The sequence below is a fragment of the Azospirillum agricola genome, assembly GCF_017876095.1.
Classification (GTDB): Bacteria; Pseudomonadota; Alphaproteobacteria; order Azospirillales; family Azospirillaceae; genus Azospirillum; species Azospirillum agricola.
The window spans coordinates 305,712-322,705 of the sequence record NZ_JAGINM010000003.1 but is presented as its reverse complement, the minus strand read 5'-3'; the positions used below and the strand labels follow the sequence as shown (position 1 = coordinate 322,705).

The window sequence follows — 16,994 nt, the reverse complement described above, 5'->3', positions numbered from 1 at the left end:
TTCATCAGCATCAGCCCTCGAAGAAAGAAGACCACCATGACCAACCGCAAGACGATCTTCGCCGAAAAGGGCGCCAAGCCCGCCGGCCAGTACAGCCACGCCATCGTCGCCAACGGCTTCGTCTACGTCTCGGGCCAGGGCCCGCACCACCCGGAAACCGGCGAGCTGCCCGCCGACTTCGCCGGCGAGGTGCGCCAGACCCTGCGCAACCTGGAGATCATCCTGAAGGCCGCCGGCACCGATCTGGCCCATGTGGTGAAGGTCAACAGCTACCTGTCCGACCTCGCCCGCTTCCAGGAATACAACGCGCTCTACACCGAGTTCTTCCCGGACGCGCCGCCGGCCCGCACCACGGTCGGCTGCCAGCTCAACAACATCCAGGTCGAGATCGACTGCGTCGCCGTCCTGCCGGCGGCGTAACCTTGCCGTTCCCCTCCCTCCCGTTCCGGCGGGAGGGATTGTCTTCCCGTTCAGGAGCAGCGCCATGCGCGTCGACGATCTCGACACCCCCGTTCCCGTCATCGACCTCGACCGGGTGGAGCACAACCTCGCCAAGATGCAGGCCTACTGCGACCGGCACGGGCTGGCGCTGCGCCCCCACATCAAGACGCACAAGCTGCCGCAGTTCGCCCACCGCCAGATCGAGCTGGGCGCCGTCGGCATCACCTGCCAGAAGATTTCCGAGGCGCTGGTCATGGCCGAGGCCGGCTGCGCCGACATCCTGATCACCTACCCCATCGTCGGCGCCTCCAAGGTCGCGCCGCTGGCCGAGCTGGCGCGCAAGACCCGGCTGACCGTGTCGCTCGACAACGCGGTGGCGCTCGACACCGTGGCCGCCGCCGCCCACGAGGCCGGGGTGGAGATCGGCATCCTGATCGAGTTCGACAGCGGCGACGGCCGCTGCGGCGTGCAGACCCCGGACGAGGCGCTGGCGCTCGCCCGCCGCGCCCACGGCAACGGCCCGCTGGCCTTCCGCGGCCTGATGACCTACCCGCGCGGGCCGCAGACGGTGCCCTTCGTCAGCGCCGCCCGCGCCCTGTTCGGCGAGGCCGCCATCCCGATCGAAACGGTGTCGGTCGGCGGCACGCCCGGCTGCTGGGACACCCACGAGCTGCCCGGCGTGACGGAACTGCGCGTCGGCACCTACATCTACCACGACCGCGCCACCGTCGCCGCCGGGGTGGCGACGCTCGACGAGTGCGCCGTCCATGTCCGCGCCACCGTGGTCAGCCGCCCGACCGAGGACCGCGCCGTTCTCGACAGCGGCTCCAAGACCCTGTCGAGCGACCGCGTGCCGCCGTCGGCCGGCGAGGGCTACGGGCTGATCCTCGACTACCCCGACGCGGTGATCGTCCGCCTCAACGAGGAGCACGCCGTCGTCGACCTGTCGCGCTGCGCCGTGAAGCCCACCATCGGCGAACGGGTCCGCATCCTGCCCAACCATGTCTGCGTCGTCAGCAACCTGCACGACCGCATGGCGGTGGCGCGCGGCGGCGAACTGGTCGGCGACTGGCCGGTCGCCGCGCGCGGCTGCACCCGCTGATCCCTCCACAAAGGACGCCCGCCATGGACGCCGACACCACGCTCGACATCCGCAGCCTGTCCACCCATTTCGCGACCGACCGGGGTGTGGCGAAGGCGGTGGACGGCGTCTCCTTCAAGGTCCGCCGCAACGAGACGCTGGCCGTGGTCGGCGAATCCGGCAGCGGCAAGTCGGTCACCAGCCTGTCGGCGATGCGGCTGATCCAGTCGCCGCCCGGCCGCATCGCCGGCGGCGAGATCCTGTTCCGCCGCCGCGACGGCTCGGTGGTCGATCTCGCTCACGCGACGGAAAAGACCATGCGCTCGATCCGTGGCAACGAGATCGGCATGATCTTCCAGGAGCCGATGACCTCGCTGAACCCGGTCTACACGGTGGGCGACCAGATCGGCGAGGCGCTGCGCCTGCACCAGGGACTCGACCGCAAGGCGGCGAGGGCCGAGGCGCTCGCCATGCTGAAGACGGTCGGCATCCCCGCCGCCGAGCGCCGCATCGACGAGTATCCGCACCAGATGTCGGGCGGCATGCGCCAGCGCGTGATGATCGCCATGGCGCTGGCCTGCCGGCCGACCCTGCTGATCGCCGACGAGCCGACCACCGCGCTCGACGTCACCATCCAGGCGCAGATCCTCGACCTGATGCGCCGGCTCCAGGCCGAGACCGGGACGGCGATCCTGTTCGTCACCCACAATCTGGGCGTCGTCGCCGAACTCGCCCACCGCGTCGCCGTGATGTATTCCGGCCGGGTCGTCGAGGAGGGCGACGTCCGTTCCCTCTTCAAGACCCCCAAGCACCCCTACACGCGCGGCCTGCTCGCCTGCATGCCGCATCTCGGCCAGGGGCGCGGCGAGGCCGCCCGGCTGGAGGCCATCCCCGGCAACGTGCCGAGCCCGGTGGCGCGCCCGCCCGGCTGCACCTTCGCGCCGCGCTGCGCCCACGCGCAGCCCGCCTGCACCACCGCCGAACCCGCGCTGGAGGAGGTGGCCCCCGGCCACGCCGTGCGCTGCCGCCGCTGGAGGGAAATCTGATGACCGCCGCCGACACGCAAGCCAACACGCAAGCCGCCTCCCGTCCCGCCGCCCGCACCGGCGAGCCGCTTCTCCGCATCCGTGGCCTGCAAAAGCGCTTCCCCATCCTGGGCGGGCTGCTGCGCCGCCCCAAGGGCTGGGTCAACGCCGTGGACGATCTGTCGCTCGACATCCACCGGGGCGAGGTGGTCGGGCTGGTCGGCGAGTCCGGCTCCGGCAAGACCACCGCCGGCCGCAGCATCCTGCGCCTGCTGGAGCCGAGCGCCGGCTCGATCCGCTTCGACGGGCAGGAGATCACCGGCCTGTCCAAAGCCGAGATGCGGGCGCAGCGCCGCCGCATGCAGATCGTCTTCCAGGATCCCTACGCCAGCCTCGACCCGCGCCAGCGCGTCCGTGACGTGATCGGCGAGGCGCTGGTCATCCACGGCATCGGCACGGCGGCCGACCGCCGCGACCGCATCGCCGCGCTGCTGGAGAAGGTCGGGCTGACCGCCGACGCGATGGACCGCTTCCCGCACGAGTTCTCCGGCGGCCAGCGCCAGCGCATCGGCATCGCCCGCGCGCTGGCGGTCGAGCCCGACTTCATCGTCGCCGACGAGCCGGTGTCGGCGCTCGACGTCTCCGTGCAAGCCCAGGTGGTCAACCTGCTGCGCGACCTCCAGCGCGAGCTGGGGCTGGCGGTGCTGTTCATCGCCCACGACCTCGCGGTGGTTCGCTACATCAGCGACCGCGTGGCGGTGATGTATCTCGGCCGCATGATGGAGCTGGCGCCGAGCGACGCGCTCTACGAACGGCCGCGCCACCCCTACACGCTGGCGCTGCTGTCGGCGGCACCGACGCCGGACCCCGACGCCCCGCGCCAGCGCATCCTGCTGGAAGGCGACGTGCCGAGCCCGATGAACCCGCCGTCGGGCTGCGTCTTCCGCACCCGCTGCCCCTTCGCCCTGCCCGCCTGCGCCGAGCCCGCCGCCCGGACGTTGCGCGAGGTGGCGCCGGGGCATCAGGTCTCCTGCATCCGCGACGACATTCCGGCGCTGGCGGCGTGATCCTCCACCCCGCCCCGGCGGGGCGGAGAAGGCCGCGCCAAGGCGCGAACGACAGCATTCACCGGCCGGTATTCACCGATGTTGCGCAGCGCGGGACAGAATGTTCCGCAACGCGCGGCCGCGGACGATCTGCGTCAATTTGGCTATAATATGAAGCATATTTTACCGTTCTCCGGTTGAGCGGGTCTGCTATCCAGACCCCATCCGATCGGTCATACGAACGTCCAATGGGGGACGCGCCCGTCCGATCACCGTCCGCTCGTCCCAGGAACACGCCCATGACGACCTTCGTGCGCAATTTGAAGATCGGCCCCCGCTTGTGGATCGGCTACGCCGCCGTCATCGCGGTGCTGATCCTGGTCAGCGTCCTCAGCATCACCAGCGCACGCTCCGTCGAGGGCGTCTTCGCCGCCTACCGCGACCGCGCCGGGCTGAACGCCACCATCGCGCGGGTCGAGGCCGAGGTCATCACCACGCGGAACTTCGTGAAGGACTACCTGCGCAAGAGCGGCGCCAATTTCGTGAAGGAGGCCGACGCCTCGACCGCCCGCGCCGTCGCCATGGTCGACGAGGCCGCCCGCGGCGCCGACAGCGACGAGATGCGCGGCAAGCTGGCGACGCTGCGCGACCGCGTGGCGCTCTACGGCGCCGAGTTCGACCGCTCGGTCACCTTCCAGGACGCCGGCAACGCCGCCTACGCCGAGACCAAGACGCTGGCCGACCGTCTGACCCGCGAGGCGCGGGCCGCCGCCGCCAAGGCCGAGGCCGAAGGCAACCACGCCCGCGTGCTGGACGCCGCCCGCCTCGCCACCGAGGTCGAACGCCTGCGCGGCGTCGCCGCCCTCTTCCTGGTCGAGCTGGAGAAGAAGCCGCACGGCGCCCCCGCCCAGGAGTTTGCCGGCCTCCCCGCCCTGGCGGACGCCGCCGCCGGCGCGGCGCCCGCGCTGGCCGCCGACGCCAAGGCCCTGCTCGCCGCCGTCACGGCGCTCGACAAGGCGGTCGCCGACCGCAACAGGATCGTCGTCGACGTGCTGGGCGCCATCGGCCCTGAGATCGCCGCCATCGTCGGCGACCTCGCCCGCACCACCAAGGCCCAGCAGGACGCGCTGGCGCCGCTGGCCGCCGAGATCGTGCTGCAAGCCCTCATCTGGCTCGCCGTCACGGTGGTGGGCGCCGTGCTGGTCAGCGCCGTCGTCGCCGTGCTGGTCGGCCGCAGCATCACCAGCCCGCTCCAGGCGATCACGACGGCGATGCGCGGGCTTGCCGACGGGCATCTCCAGACCGCCATCCCCGGCCTCGACCGCCGCGACGAGATCGGCGCCATGGCGGGAGCCGTCGGCGTCTTCAAGGAACACGCGCTGGAGCGCCAGAAGCTGGAGGCCCAACAGCAGGCCGAGACGGCCGCCAAGGAGCGCCGCCAGACCGCCATGGACCAGCTGACCCAGGACTTCAACCGCAGCGTCAGCGGCATGCTGCGCTCGCTCGCCACGGCCTCGACCGAGCTGCACGCCACCGCCCAGTCGATGAGCGGCGCGGCGGCGGAAACCAGCGAGCGCTCCACCGCGGTGGCGTCGGCCGCCGAGCAGGCCGCCGCCAACGTGCAGACCGTGGCCGCCGCCGCCGAGGAGCTGGCCGCCACCGGCGCCGAGATCTCCCGCCACATCGACCTGTCCTCGACCACCGCGCGGCAGGCGGTGGAGGAGGCCAACCGGGCGAGCGCCATCGTCGGCAGCCTGTCGGAGGCCGGCGAGCGGATCGGCGCGGTGGTCAGCCTGATCAACGACATCGCCAGCCAGACCAACCTTCTGGCCTTGAACGCGACCATCGAGGCGGCCCGCGCCGGGGAGGCCGGCAAGGGCTTCGCGGTGGTCGCCTCGGAGGTGAAGAACCTCGCCAGCCAGACGGCCAAGGCCACCGAGCAGGTCAGCACCCAGGTCGCCTCGGTGCAGGAGGCCTCGCGCGAGGCCGCCGCCATCGTCACCGGCATCGCCCGCATCATCTCGGAGGTCAACACCGCCGCCGGCGCCATGGCCGACGCCGTCGGCCAGCAGGGGGCGGCGACCCAGGACATCGCGGTCAACGTCACCCAGGCCTTCACCGGCACCCGCGAGGTGTCGTCCAACATCGGCAACGTCAGCGAGACGGCGACGGTGACCGGGGCGGCGGCCGAGCAGGTGCTGGCGGCGGCCAGCGACCTGTCGCGGCAGGCCGAGACGCTGCGCGGCGAGGTGGAGAACTTCCTGTCGGCGGTGTCGCACGCCGGGGAGCGGCGCGCCTTCATCCGCTACGTCGTGGAGCTGCCGATCCGCATAAGCGTGGCCGGACAGGAGATCCGGTGCCGCACCCACGACCTGTCGCTCGGCGGCGCGGCGATCGAGCAGGTGCTCGCCATCCCGGATGGCACCGCCGTCGAGCTGTCCATCGACGGCGGGGCGACGGTGAACGCCCGCATCGCGGGAGCGGTGGACGGGCGGACCCGGTTCCAGTTCCGCCTGGACGCGGCGACCCGCGCCCGCATCACCGCCCTGCTCGACCGCTTGCCGCAGGGCAGCGTCGCCGCCTGAAGCCGGCCGGAGGGGGGCACACGCGGAAGCCGCCCCCCTCAAAAGGGTTGACCCGTTCGCGACCACCCCCTACGGTCCCTCCCCGACGGTTGCCCGCAAGGGCTGAAAAGGGAACACGGTCGGGAGTCCGGTCGGCGCCGCGAGGCGTCGCGACCGCTTTCATGCCGAGGCTGCCCCCGCAACTGTGAGCGGCGAGTCGTCCGTCATCACGCCACTGGGATCGCGCATCCTGGGAAGGCGACGGAACGACGAGAACCCGCGAGCCAGGAGACCTGCCGTCAGTCGTGGTCACACGCGAACGCGTTCGGGCGGGGTGCACCGGAGGTCGTCAGGTCGGGCCTCCGTCTGCGCGGGGATTCGATGGGACTCTGTTCGCGGTGACGTGCCACCGGCGTCCCGCCCGAGGTCCCCATGCCCGCCTTCGCCCCGCGTCCCGTCCGGACGCTGCCGCTCGCCATCCTGTTCAGCGGCGCTTTCCTCCCCCTTTCCGCCTTGGCGCAAGACACCGCCACCCAAGGCACCACTGTGGCCCTGCCGGCGCTATCGGTGACGGCCAACCGCGTCCCCACCCCGGCTGCCGGGACCGGCAGCGCCCTGACCATCATCACCGGCGAGGAGCTGGAACAGCGCCAGACCAGCGTCCTGTCGGACGTGCTCCGCGAGGTGCCGGGCGTCGCCGTCAACCGCACCGGCCCGGTCGGCACGCTGACCCAGGTCCGCATCCGTGGATCGGAAGGCAACCAGACCCTGGTCATCGTCGACGGCATCGAGATGAACGACCCGTCCTCCGGCTCCGAATACGACTTCGCCAACCTGCTGGCCGGCGACGTCGAGCGGGTCGAGGTGCTGCGCGGGCCCCAGAGCGCGCTCTACGGCTCCGACGCGGTCGGCGGCGTCATCAACATCGTCACCAGGCGCGGCAAGGGGCCGCTCTCGGCCAAGGCGGCGGTGGAGGGCGGCTCCTTCGGCACGCTCGCCGGACGCGCCTCGGTCGCCGCCGGGAACGAGCGCTACGACGCCGCGCTCAGCGGCCAGGGGGTGATCAGCGACGGCGTCTCCGTCGCCGACAGGCGGCGCGGCAATCCCGAGAAGGACGGCTACCGCAACGGCACGCTGGCCGGCAATTTCGCCCTGCGCCCGACCGACAACAGCGAGATCGGCGTGGTCGGCCGCTACACCCGCTTCCGCGCCGACACCGACGATTTCGTCGGCGGGCGCGGCGCGGTGGACAGCGGCACCGACACCAGCGGCGAGCAGTATTTCGGCCGGCTCCAGGGCAAGGTCGCCTTCTTCGACGGGCGCTGGGAACACATCGCCGGCGTCTCCCACGGCAACCAGCAGCGCGACTACCGCGACTCCGCCAAGACCGTCACCAGCTCCTACGAGGGCCGCAAGACCAAGCTCGACTACCAGACCAACCTGACGCTGACCGGCGGCCCGGCCGAGCATGTGCTGACCGCCGCCGTCGAGCATGAGGACGAGAAGGCGATCAGCAAGAGCAGCTTTTCCAACTTCGACCGCTCGATCGGCTCGACCGGGCTGGTCGGCCAGTACAAGCTCGGCCTGTTCGAGCGGCTGACCCTGACCGGCAGCGTCCGCCACGACGACAACGACCTGTTCCGCGACGCCACCACCTGGCGCACGACCGCCGCGTATCTGATCGACTCCACCGGCACCAAGCTGCGCGCCTCCTACGGCACCGGGGTGAAGAACCCGACCCTGTTCGAGCTGTACGGCTACACCGCCACCTACGCCGGCAACCCGGACCTGAAGCCGGAGAAGGCGCGCGGCTGGGACGCCGGCTTCGACCAGCCGCTTTGGGGCAGGCGGGCGTCGCTGGACGCCACCTACTTCAACCAGCGCATCCGCGACCTGATCACCGGAACCGGGCGGACCTCGGTCAACATGCCCGGCGAATCGCGGGTGCGCGGCGTCGAGCTGGGGCTGTCGGTCGAGCCGGTCGACAAGCTGGTGCTGCGCGGCTCCTACACCCTGACCGACGGCGAGGATTCCACGGGGACCGAGCTGGTGCGCCGGCCCAGGCAGCTCGCCAGCCTGAACGTCAACTATCGCTTCCTCGACGACCGCGCCAACGCCAACCTCGGCATCGTTTACAACGGGCGGGCCAGCGACTGGGCCTACGACGCCGCCTACAACCGGCAGGTCGTCCATCTGGCGCCCTACACGCTGGTCAATCTGGCGGGTTCCTACAGGCTGACCGAGCAGGTCGACGTCTTCGCCCGTGTCGAGAACCTGTTCGACCGCCATTACGAGGAGGTCTGGACCTACGGCGCCCCCGGCCGCGCCGGCTATGTCGGGCTGCGGCTGGCGCTGTGAGGCTGCGCCACCTGCTCGGGCTGGCCGCCGCCGTCCTGCCCCTCGCGGGCGGGCCGGCGCTGGCCGGCGGCGACGCGCCGCGGGGCAAGCCGCAGCGCATCGTCTCGCTGAATCTCTGCGCCGACGAGCTGCTGCTGCGGCTGGTCGGGCCGGAGCGCGTCGCCTCGGTGACGTGGCTGGCGCGCGACCCGCGCGGTTCCACCGTGGCGGCGCAGGCCGCCGCCGTCCCGGTCAACCGTGGGCTGGCCGAGGAGGTCGTGCCGCTTCGCCCCGATCTGGTGCTCGCCGGAAAATACACCACGCGCACGGCGGTCGGGCTGCTGAGGCGGCTCGACATCCCGCTGCTGGAGCTGGACGTCCCGCAGACGGTGGAGGGGGTGGCGGAGCAGATCCGCACCGTTGCCCAGGCGGTCGGCGAGCCGGAGCGCGGCGAGGAGCTGGTCGCCGGCATGACCGCACGCCTCGACGCGCTGGCCGCCACGGCGCCGGAACGGCGCACAACAACGGCGCCGGAACGGCGTACAACAACGGCGCCGGAGCGGCGCACAACAACAACGGCGCCGGAGCGGCGCCCGACGGCGGTGGTGCTGCGACCGAACGGCTTCGTCGCCGGCTCCGGCTCGCTGGTCGACGCGCTGATGACCCGCGCCGGGCTGGACAATCTGGCCGACCGCCTGCCGCTGGGCAGCCAGGGCGCCCTGCCGTTGGAGGCCATCATTCTCGGCGGCGCCGAGCGGCTGATCATCGACGCCGCCCCCGACGCGCCGCCCTCGCTGGCCCACGCAATGCTGCACCACCCGGCGGTCGAGGCGCTGTCGGCGCGGATCCACACCATCGCCCTGCCCTCGCGGCTGTGGACCTGCGCCGGTCCGCAGATCGCCGACGCCGCCGACCTGCTGGCCGCCGGCCGGGAACCCGCGCCATGAGCACAATGAGCGACACCCTCCACGCCGCCCCCCTTCCCTTGGACGAGCGCGTTCCCTACCCGGCCCTGGTCGCCGGGCTGGCGCTGCTGGCGGCGGCGCTGGGGCTGGCCTCCGTCGTCATCGGCTACGTCCCCTTCGACCTCGGCGCCGCGTTCGGCGACCTTCTGGACGGCCGCGCCACCCTGACGGCCCTGGTGCTGGCCGAACTGCGGCTGCCGCGCGCGGCGCTCGGGCTGTTGGTCGGCTTCAGCCTCGGCCTGACCGGGGCGGCGATGCAGGGCTGGCTGCGCAACCCGCTGGCCGAGCCGGGCCTCGTCGGGGTGTCGAGCGCCGCCGCGCTGGGCGCCGTGATCGTCTTCTACAGCGGGCTGTCGGCGACCCTGGCGCTGGCGCTGCCGCTCGGCGGCATGGCCGGGGCGGCGGCGGCGGCGCTGCTGCTGAACGTCATGGCGGCGCGCGGCGCCGGCACCACGACTCTGGTCATCGGCGGCATCGCCATCAACAGCCTCGCCGGGTCGCTGACCGCGCTGGCGCTCAACCTCGCCCCCAACCCCTACGCGGCGCTGGAGATCGTCTTCTGGCTGATGGGCTCGCTGGCCGACCGCGGCACCGACCAGCTTCGGCTGGTGCTGCCGCCGATGCTGGCCGGCTGGGCGCTGACCCTGTCGGCCGCCCGCGCGCTCGACGCCCTGACGCTGGGGGAGGACACCGCGCGCAGCCTCGGCTTCGACCTCGCGGCGCTGCGGATGCGGCTGATCGCCGGGGCGGCGCTGGCGGTCGGCAGCGCCGTGTCGGTGACGGGCGCCGTCGGCTTCGTCGGGCTGGTGGCGCCGCACCTGCTGCGCCCGCTGGTCGGCGCGCGGCCGGGCCGGCTGCTGCTGGTCAGCGGGCTGGCGGGAGCCTCGCTGACGCTGGCCGCCGACATCGCCGTCCGCCTGCTGCCGACCCGGCCCGAACTGAAGCTGGGCGTCGTCACCGCGCTGATCGGCGCGCCCTTCCTGATCGCCCTGATCTGGCGGCTGCGCCGCGAGGAGGCGTGATGCGCATCGACGCCACCGCCGTCTCGGCCACCGCCGGCGGACGCGGCATCCTGTCCGGCGTGACGCTCGGCATCGAGGCCGGCCGCTTCACCGGGCTGATCGGCCCGAACGGAGCGGGCAAGACGACGCTGCTGCGCATCCTCGCCGGCCTCGCCCCGCCGGCCGCCGGGAGCGTGACCTTCGACGGCGAGAGCGCAGCCCGGATCGGCCGCCGCGCGCTGGCCCGCCGCATCGCCTATCTGGCGCAGGACGGGCCGGTGCATTGGCCGCTGCGCGCCGAGGCGCTGGTGATGCTGGGCCGCCTGCCCCACCGCGGCACCCTGGGGGGCATCACCGCCGCCGACCGGACGGCGGTGGAGCGCGCCCTGACGACCACCGGCACGCTGTCCCTGCGCCACCGGATCGTCGGCACCCTGTCGGGCGGCGAACGCCTGCGGGTGCTGCTGGCGCGGACGCTCGCCACCGAGGCGTCCCTGCTGCTGGCCGACGAGCCGGTCGCCGCCCTCGACCCGCGCCACCAGCTGGAGACGATGGCCCTGCTGCGCGACGCCGCGCGGGCCGGCACCGGGGTGGTCGCGGTGCTCCACGATCTGGCGCTGGCCGCCCGCTTCTGCGACCGGCTGATCCTGCTGGCCGACGGCGCCGTCCGCGCCGACGGCCCGCCCGAGGCCGTCCTCACCGACGAGCGCCTGCGCGACTCCTACGGCATCGCCGTGCATCGCGGCGCGGTCGACGGCCAGCCCTTCCTGCTGCCCTGGACCGCCCTTTCCTCCGCTTCCCCGAAGGACACGCCCCCATCATGACCGACGCCCTTCCCCATCCCGGCCCGTCCGGACTGGCCGCCCTGCTGCGCCATGCCGTCGGCGACCCGGACACCGCCTGGAGCCTCGGCTCCTTCGGCGCCGTCGCCGAGTTCATGCGCGACCCCGGCGAAACGGTGCGGCTCGGCGAGCGCGACGCCGACGGCGCCGTGCTGCTGGAGACGCGCACGGCGCGCGGCGGCCTGCGGATCCGGCTCGATCCCGCCCTGCGCCCCTTCGCCTTCGAAACCGCCGCCGGCACCGGCTGGAGCCAGTCGGTCGCCCTCTGCCTGCCCGCCGGCGCCTGCGCCATGGCCGGCCGCCGCGTGGTGACCGAGCTGGGGCCGGACAGCGACGCCATCGACCCGAAGGACCGCGAGGCGATCCTGTTCGACCTCGGGCTCGACCTGCCGCAGACCGATGCCTGCGTGCGCTCCGCCGACCCCCGTGTGATCGAGCGGATCCGCGCCGGAGCCGGCCTGCCGATGTTCGACCCGGACAGCCCGCTGCGCGACGCGTGGCCGGCGCTCAGCCCCGAACGGATCTTCGTCTGCCGCTTCGGCCGGATCGAGGTGAGCCAGCCGATCCCGCCCCCCGACGGCCGCAGCCCGGAAGGGCCGCACACCCACGTCCTCCCCCGGCTGCTGGCGGCCCGCCGCACCCACGCGGCGACCGCGCCGATTCCCGAGGGCTGGACGCCCTGCGCGCATCTCTTCCCGCCGCACCCGCTGAAGGACCTGATGGGCCGGCCGATCCCCTTCGACGACGCCCGCCACGCCGCCTTCCAGACCCTGCTGGAGCGCTGGGGCGATCCATCCCTGACGGCGCTCAAGCGCGACATCCGCGGCCGGCTGGAACGCGGCGAGCCACCCGCCGCCGAGTCGGGGCTCGACCGCTTCCAGCGCATGACGGTGCGCGCCACCCTGCGGCAGGTTGCGGCCATGGGCGCGCCCGCTCCCCGGCTGGCCGAGTGGAGCGCCCGCTTCGACCGGCCCGACCCCGACCCGGACGCGGCTCCGTCCGGTCACTGACGCGCCCGGCGCGGGCCGGAGGCGGGCGATCCGGAAAACGAAGGCTCGGCTTTTCCTTTTTCCCGGAAAAATTGCCTCCGCAAGAGCGGCCACCCGGCCGTAGGATGGAGCCTCATCGTCGCAGGGAGGCACGAGGATGGCACAGACCGACATCGACTTGCTCCGGGACCTCTACCAGCGCTACAGCGTCGGCGACATCGCCCCGCTGTTCGAACGGCTGGCACCCGACGTCGAATGGGTGTCCGGGCACCGCTCCCCGGCCCTGGCCTCCTTCTCCGGCACGTTCCACGGGCCGGGCGGGGTGCGCCGCTATTTCGAGGGGCTGGCGCGGGACTGGACCATCACCCGCCACGACATGCGGACCATCGGCGAGGAGGACGGCCGGATCGTCGCCCGCAACCGGGTCGAGGCCGTCAACAACGCCACCGGAAAGCCGGTGGAGGTCACCACCGAGCATCGCTGGATCCTGCGCGACGGCCTCATCCAGCGGTTCGAGGAGCGCTGCGACGACGAGGCCCTGCTGGAAGCCGCCTGCCCTCCCTGCGGCCCGTAGGCCGGACGACAAAAGGCCGGCGCGGCATTCGTTCCGCGCCGGCCGTTCCTCAGGCCGTCATCCGTCGGCGGACGCCGTTCAGCCGATCTCGCCCATCGCCGTCTGGAGGTAGTTCTCCAGACCGATGCTGCCGATCAGGCTGATCTGCGTCTCCAGGAAGTCGATCCGCTCCTCGGTCTCCTCGAGGATCTCGGAGAGTTCCTCGCGCGACACGTAGTCGGCCTTCTCCTCGCAGACCGCGATGGCGGCGACCAGACGGTCGCGCGCGTCGCGCTCGGCGCCGAGGTCGCCCTCCAGCATCTCCGGCACGTCCTCGCCGATGCGCAGCTTGCCGAGATCCTGGAGGTTGGGGATCGCCTCGATGAAGAGGATGCGCTCGATCACCTCGTCGGCGCTCTTCATCACCTCGATGGAGGCGTGGTACTCCCACTTGCCGAGACCCTTGAGGCCCCAGTTCTTCAGCATGCGGGCGTGCAGGAAATACTGGTTGATCAGCGTGAGCTGGTCCTTGAGGACGATTTGCAGCTGGCCGATGACGTCGGGGTTGCCCTTCATGACCTTGCTCCTCAGGTGGACGGCGTGCCGGCCGACGATTGCAGATAGTTGTGCAGGCCCATCCGGTCGATCAGGCCGATCTGCTGCTCCAGCCAATGGGCGTGGTCTTCCTCGGTGTCGACGAGAAGGTCGAGAAGGATGCGGCGGGTGTCGTAATCCTTGACCTGCTCGCAATAGGCGATGGCTTCCTTCAGCGCCGCCACCACCTCGAACTCCAGCGTCAGGTCGTTGCGCAGCATCTCCGGCACGTCCTTGCCGATGCGCAGCGGGTCGCGGCTGGCGACGTCGGGCGTGCCGTCCAGGAACAGGATGCGGCGGATCAGCTTGTCGGCGTGCTCCAGCTCGTCATGGCGCTCGTGGGCGATCCGGTCGTACAGCGCCTTGAAGCCCCAGTTCTCCATCATCCGGGAGTGCGCAAGATACTGGTCGGCGGCGCTCAGCTCGCCGGTCAGCAGCTTGTTGAGTCGGTCTATGACTCCCTGATTTCCTTGCATGGTCGATGCTCCCGAATATCCGTTGGAAAGGAGCATCACACAGCTTCGCGCGATTTTCAATACACATCAAATAACAATCGTCAACTTCAAAATGATAATGAGTATCATTTTGTCACACCGCCCAGCATCCCGTGACGGTGCGAAGGAACCGCCGCATCGCCGGACTGCCGATATTGTAAGCAATGGCTCAATCGGCAGTCATTGAGAATGACTATCGCCTTCAGCCCGATCCAATACTGCTGACAGTCAGTCGCAGACGCATCCGCGAAGGGCCGGAGCGGCCGCCGACGGCCCCGCCTTCGACGGCGGGACACGGAGGTTTCGCCGGCGGATTCCTTATCAGCCCACCACGAAGGCCGGCCGGCCGTCGGCACGGGTCAGGCGTTCGACCGGAACGCCGAAGCAATCGGCGAGCGGTCCGGGCTGCAACAGCCCCCCGACCGGCCCCGCGCCGACGACCCGCCCGTCGCGCAGCAGAAGGGCGTCGTCGGCGTGGAGCGCCGCCGCGTTGACGTCGTGCAGCACCACCGCCACCGCCAACCCCCGACGGGCCAACGCCGCCGCCTGCCGCAGCACGCCGGTCTGGTGCACCATGTCCATCGCCGCCGTCGGTTCGTCGAGCAGGACGGCGGCCGGGCGCGGCGCGCGGGACCAGAGCTGCGCCAGCAGCCGCGCCCACTGCACGCGCTGCCGCTCGCCCCCGGACAGCGCGCCGTAGCGGCGGCCGGCCAGCGAATCCGCCCCGCTGTCGCGCAGCACGGCGGCGACGGCGTCGCGGTCGTCCAGCGCCTCGGCGCTGCGGGCGAAGGGAAGCCGGCCGAGCGCGACGACCTCCTCGACCAGGAAATCGGCGGCGGCGGTGGCGTGCTGCGGCAGGACGGCGCGACGGCGCGCCAGATCGCGCGGGCTCCACGCGGCGAGCGGCCGGCCCTCGAAGGTCAGGCTTCCGGCCGAGGGCCGCAGGTCGCCGGCCATGGCGGCGAGCAGCGTCGATTTCCCGGCTCCGTTCGGACCGAGCAGCGCCAGCACCCGCCCAGCCCGCACCGTGGCGTCGACCCCGTGGAGCACCCGCCGCCGGCCCTGGCGGACGTCGATCCCGCGCGCCTCGATCATGCGGCGCTCCCCCGGCGGCGGATCAGCCAGAGGAAGAAGGGGGTGCCGATCAGCGCGGTGACCAGACCGACCGGCAGTTCGGCCGGGGCGACGATGGTGCGGGCCAGGCAGTCGGCCGCGACCATCAGCGTCGCCCCCAGCAGGGCGGAGCCGGGGATCAGGGTGCGGTGGTCCGGCCCGGCGCACAGCCTCACCAGATGCGGCACGACCAGCCCGACGAAGCCGATGATCCCCGACAGCGACACCGCCGCGCCCACCGCCAGCGCCACCCCGCCGACCACCACCAGCCCCAGCCGCTCGACCGGCACGCCGAGATGCGCCGCCGCGCGGTCGCCCAGCGTCAGCGCGTCGAGCCCGCGCGCGCAGGACAGGATCACCGCCGCCGCCGCCAGCACCAGCGGGGCCACCACGGCCACCGCCGGCCATGAGGCGCCGCCGACGCTGCCGAGATTCCAAAAGGTGATGTCGCGAAGCTGCCGGTCGTTGGCGGCGTACACCAACAGGCCGATGCCCGCCATGGCGAGCGCGTTCACCCCGATGCCGGCGAGCAGCATGGTGGTCGCGACGCCGCGCCCGAGCCCGAGCACGCAGAGCGCCGCGGCCACGGCGCCGAGAAAGGCGGCGAAGGCGATGAACCAGCGCGACCAGGGCGCCAGCCACGGTGCGGTCGCCAGCAGCGCGTCGCCCAGCACGATGGCCGACACGGCGGCGAAGGCCGCCCCGCCCGAGACGCCGACCAGCGTCGGGTCGGCCAGCGGGTTGCGGAACAGCCCCTGCAACGTCGCCCCGCCCATCCCCAGCGCGGCCCCCACCAGCAGACCGAGCAGCGTGCGCGGCAGCCGCAGATCGAGGATCGCGGCACGCTGGCCGAGATCGCCAGCCCCGTCGACCAGGACGGCCCAGACGGTCGCCGGCCCGATCGCCATGGCGCCGGTCAGCAGCGAGGCGAAGGCGGTGAGCGCCGTCACCAGCGCCAGGACGGCCAGGGCCGCCGCCCGCCGGCGTCCCCAGGCCGTCGCGGGACGCGGCAGGGCCAGCTCGGTCACCCGCCCTTCCCCGCCAGCGCCTTGGCGAGGTCGCGCGCCGCCCGCCCCGTGCGCGGGCCGAAACCCAGAAGATAGAGGGCGTCGAGGGCGACGACCTTCCCGGCCCGCCCGGCCGGCGTCCCCGCCAGTTCGGGCCGCGCCAGCAGAACGGACGGCCCGCCGAGCTGGGCCAGGGACTGGTCGGTGGTCAGGATCAGGTCGGGGGCGGCGACCAGGGCCGCCTCGGGCGACAGCGGCTTGTAGCCCTCGAAGCCGTCGATGGCGTTGCGGCCGCCGGCCAGCCGGATGATGCCCTCCGCCCCGGTGCGGCGGCCGCCGACCATCGGCGGGCCGTTGCCGACGCCCAGCACGAACAGCACGCGCGGTCCCGACGGACGAGCGGCCTGGGCCGCCGACAGGGCCGCCAGATCACGCTCCAGCGAGGCGGCCAGCGCCTCGCCCTCGGCCGGCCGCTCCAGCGCGGCGCCGATGGCGCGGATCATGCGGACCGCACCCTCGGCGTCCACCGCCTCGGGCAGGCGGACCAGACGGACGCCCGCGCGTTCCAACTGCTCCAGCGTGGCGGGCGGGCCGGCGTCGTCGGAAGCCAGCACCAGGGTCGGGTTCAGCGACAGGATGCCCTCCGCCGCCAGGGTGCGGTAATAACCGACCTTGGGCAACGGATTCACCAGGGCGGGCGGGTACAGGCTGCTGCGGTCGACCCCGACCAGTTCGCCGCCGCGGCCCAGCGCCTCGACCGTCTCGGTCACGGCGCCGCCGAGCGACACGATCCGCTCCGGCGACGCGGCGCGGAGGGACAGCCCTCCCCCCGGAACCAGCAGCACCGCCAGACCGGCCAGCAGCGTCCGGCGACGCAGCACAGCTTCCGCCATCATCCTCGCATCCTCCCGGCCATTCGCGTCTCAGGCTCCTGCGCGGTCG

General features: G+C 72.5%; 16 protein-coding genes and 1 riboswitch. Of the genes, 11 read left to right on the top strand and 5 right to left on the bottom strand.

Annotated features, from left to right (window positions below; genetic code table 11):
- Window positions 1–36: 36 nt before the first annotated feature.
- The 11 genes from J2847_RS05755 (at window position 37) to J2847_RS05705 (ending at window position 12,865) form a co-directional block, all read left to right on the top strand.
- A complete protein-coding gene (locus tag J2847_RS05755; protein ID WP_209777821.1) occupies window positions 37–420 on the top strand; it encodes a RidA family protein in 384 nt (127 codons plus the stop codon).
- A gap of 64 nt (window positions 421–484) precedes the next feature.
- The gene (locus tag J2847_RS05750; RefSeq protein WP_209777819.1) at window positions 485–1,543 is read left to right on the top strand and encodes a D-TA family PLP-dependent enzyme; all 1,059 of its coding nucleotides are present in this window, start codon (window positions 485–487) and stop codon (window positions 1,541–1,543) included.
- 23 nt (window positions 1,544–1,566) lie between these two features.
- Window positions 1,567–2,568 (top strand): ABC transporter ATP-binding protein, encoded by a 1,002-nt coding sequence (locus J2847_RS05745; RefSeq protein ID WP_209777818.1) that lies wholly within the window; start codon window positions 1,567–1,569, stop codon window positions 2,566–2,568.
- Entirely contained in the window at window positions 2,568–3,614 is a 1,047-nt protein-coding gene (locus J2847_RS05740; RefSeq protein WP_209777816.1) for an ABC transporter ATP-binding protein, read from the top strand. Before J2847_RS05745 ends, J2847_RS05740 begins: the two co-directional genes overlap by 1 nt.
- A 278-nt stretch (window positions 3,615–3,892) precedes the next feature.
- On the top strand, window positions 3,893–6,178 hold the full coding sequence (locus J2847_RS05735) for a methyl-accepting chemotaxis protein (RefSeq protein WP_209777815.1): 2,286 nt from the start codon (window positions 3,893–3,895) through the stop codon (window positions 6,176–6,178).
- A 69-nt stretch (window positions 6,179–6,247) separates the two neighbouring features.
- Window positions 6,248–6,472: riboswitch (cobalamin riboswitch) on the top strand.
- Window positions 6,473–6,589: 117 nt separating this feature from the next.
- Window positions 6,590–8,515, top strand: coding sequence for a TonB-dependent receptor plug domain-containing protein (locus tag J2847_RS05730; RefSeq protein ID WP_209777813.1), 1,926 nt, complete (start codon window positions 6,590–6,592; stop codon window positions 8,513–8,515).
- On the top strand, window positions 8,512–9,441 hold the full coding sequence (locus J2847_RS05725) for an ABC transporter substrate-binding protein (RefSeq protein ID WP_325169335.1): 930 nt from the start codon (window positions 8,512–8,514) through the stop codon (window positions 9,439–9,441). The genes J2847_RS05730 and J2847_RS05725 overlap by 4 nt, the downstream gene beginning before the upstream one ends.
- Before the next feature lie 5 nt (window positions 9,442–9,446).
- Window positions 9,447–10,481 carry a FecCD family ABC transporter permease gene (locus tag J2847_RS05720; protein ID WP_209778042.1) on the top strand — a complete coding sequence of 345 codons (1,035 nt, stop codon included), beginning with the start codon at window positions 9,447–9,449 and terminating at the stop codon, window positions 10,479–10,481.
- Window positions 10,481–11,284 (top strand): ABC transporter ATP-binding protein, encoded by an 804-nt coding sequence (locus J2847_RS05715; RefSeq protein WP_209777811.1) that lies wholly within the window; start codon window positions 10,481–10,483, stop codon window positions 11,282–11,284. The genes J2847_RS05720 and J2847_RS05715 overlap by 1 nt, the downstream gene beginning before the upstream one ends.
- Window positions 11,281–12,312: a DUF6925 family protein gene (locus J2847_RS05710; protein WP_209777810.1), complete on the top strand. Its 1,032-nt coding sequence runs from the start codon at window positions 11,281–11,283 to the stop codon at window positions 12,310–12,312. Before J2847_RS05715 ends, J2847_RS05710 begins: the two co-directional genes overlap by 4 nt.
- Before the next feature lie 136 nt (window positions 12,313–12,448).
- Entirely contained in the window at window positions 12,449–12,865 is a 417-nt protein-coding gene (locus J2847_RS05705; protein WP_209777808.1) for a nuclear transport factor 2 family protein, read from the top strand.
- A 78-nt stretch (window positions 12,866–12,943) separates the two neighbouring features.
- On the opposite strand, the gene bfr (J2847_RS05700) is transcribed toward J2847_RS05705, so the two are convergent.
- From bfr (J2847_RS05700) to J2847_RS05680, 5 genes are all read right to left on the bottom strand, one after another.
- Window positions 12,944–13,420 carry a bacterioferritin gene (gene bfr, locus J2847_RS05700; RefSeq protein ID WP_209777806.1) on the bottom strand — a complete coding sequence of 159 codons (477 nt, stop codon included), beginning with the start codon at window positions 13,418–13,420 and terminating at the stop codon, window positions 12,944–12,946.
- 11 nt (window positions 13,421–13,431) lie between these two features.
- Window positions 13,432–13,914, bottom strand: coding sequence for a bacterioferritin (gene bfr / locus J2847_RS05695; RefSeq protein ID WP_085554216.1), 483 nt, complete (start codon window positions 13,912–13,914; stop codon window positions 13,432–13,434).
- 339 nt (window positions 13,915–14,253) lie between these two features.
- Window positions 14,254–15,027 carry a heme ABC transporter ATP-binding protein gene (locus J2847_RS05690; RefSeq protein WP_209777805.1) on the bottom strand — a complete coding sequence of 258 codons (774 nt, stop codon included), beginning with the start codon at window positions 15,025–15,027 and terminating at the stop codon, window positions 14,254–14,256.
- Window positions 15,024–16,073, bottom strand: coding sequence for a FecCD family ABC transporter permease (locus J2847_RS05685; protein WP_209777803.1), 1,050 nt, complete (start codon window positions 16,071–16,073; stop codon window positions 15,024–15,026). Before J2847_RS05685 ends, J2847_RS05690 begins: the two co-directional genes overlap by 4 nt.
- Entirely contained in the window at window positions 16,070–16,948 is an 879-nt protein-coding gene (locus tag J2847_RS05680) for a heme/hemin ABC transporter substrate-binding protein (RefSeq protein ID WP_209777802.1), read from the bottom strand. Before J2847_RS05680 ends, J2847_RS05685 begins: the two co-directional genes overlap by 4 nt.
- Window positions 16,949–16,994: the final 46 nt, after the last annotated feature.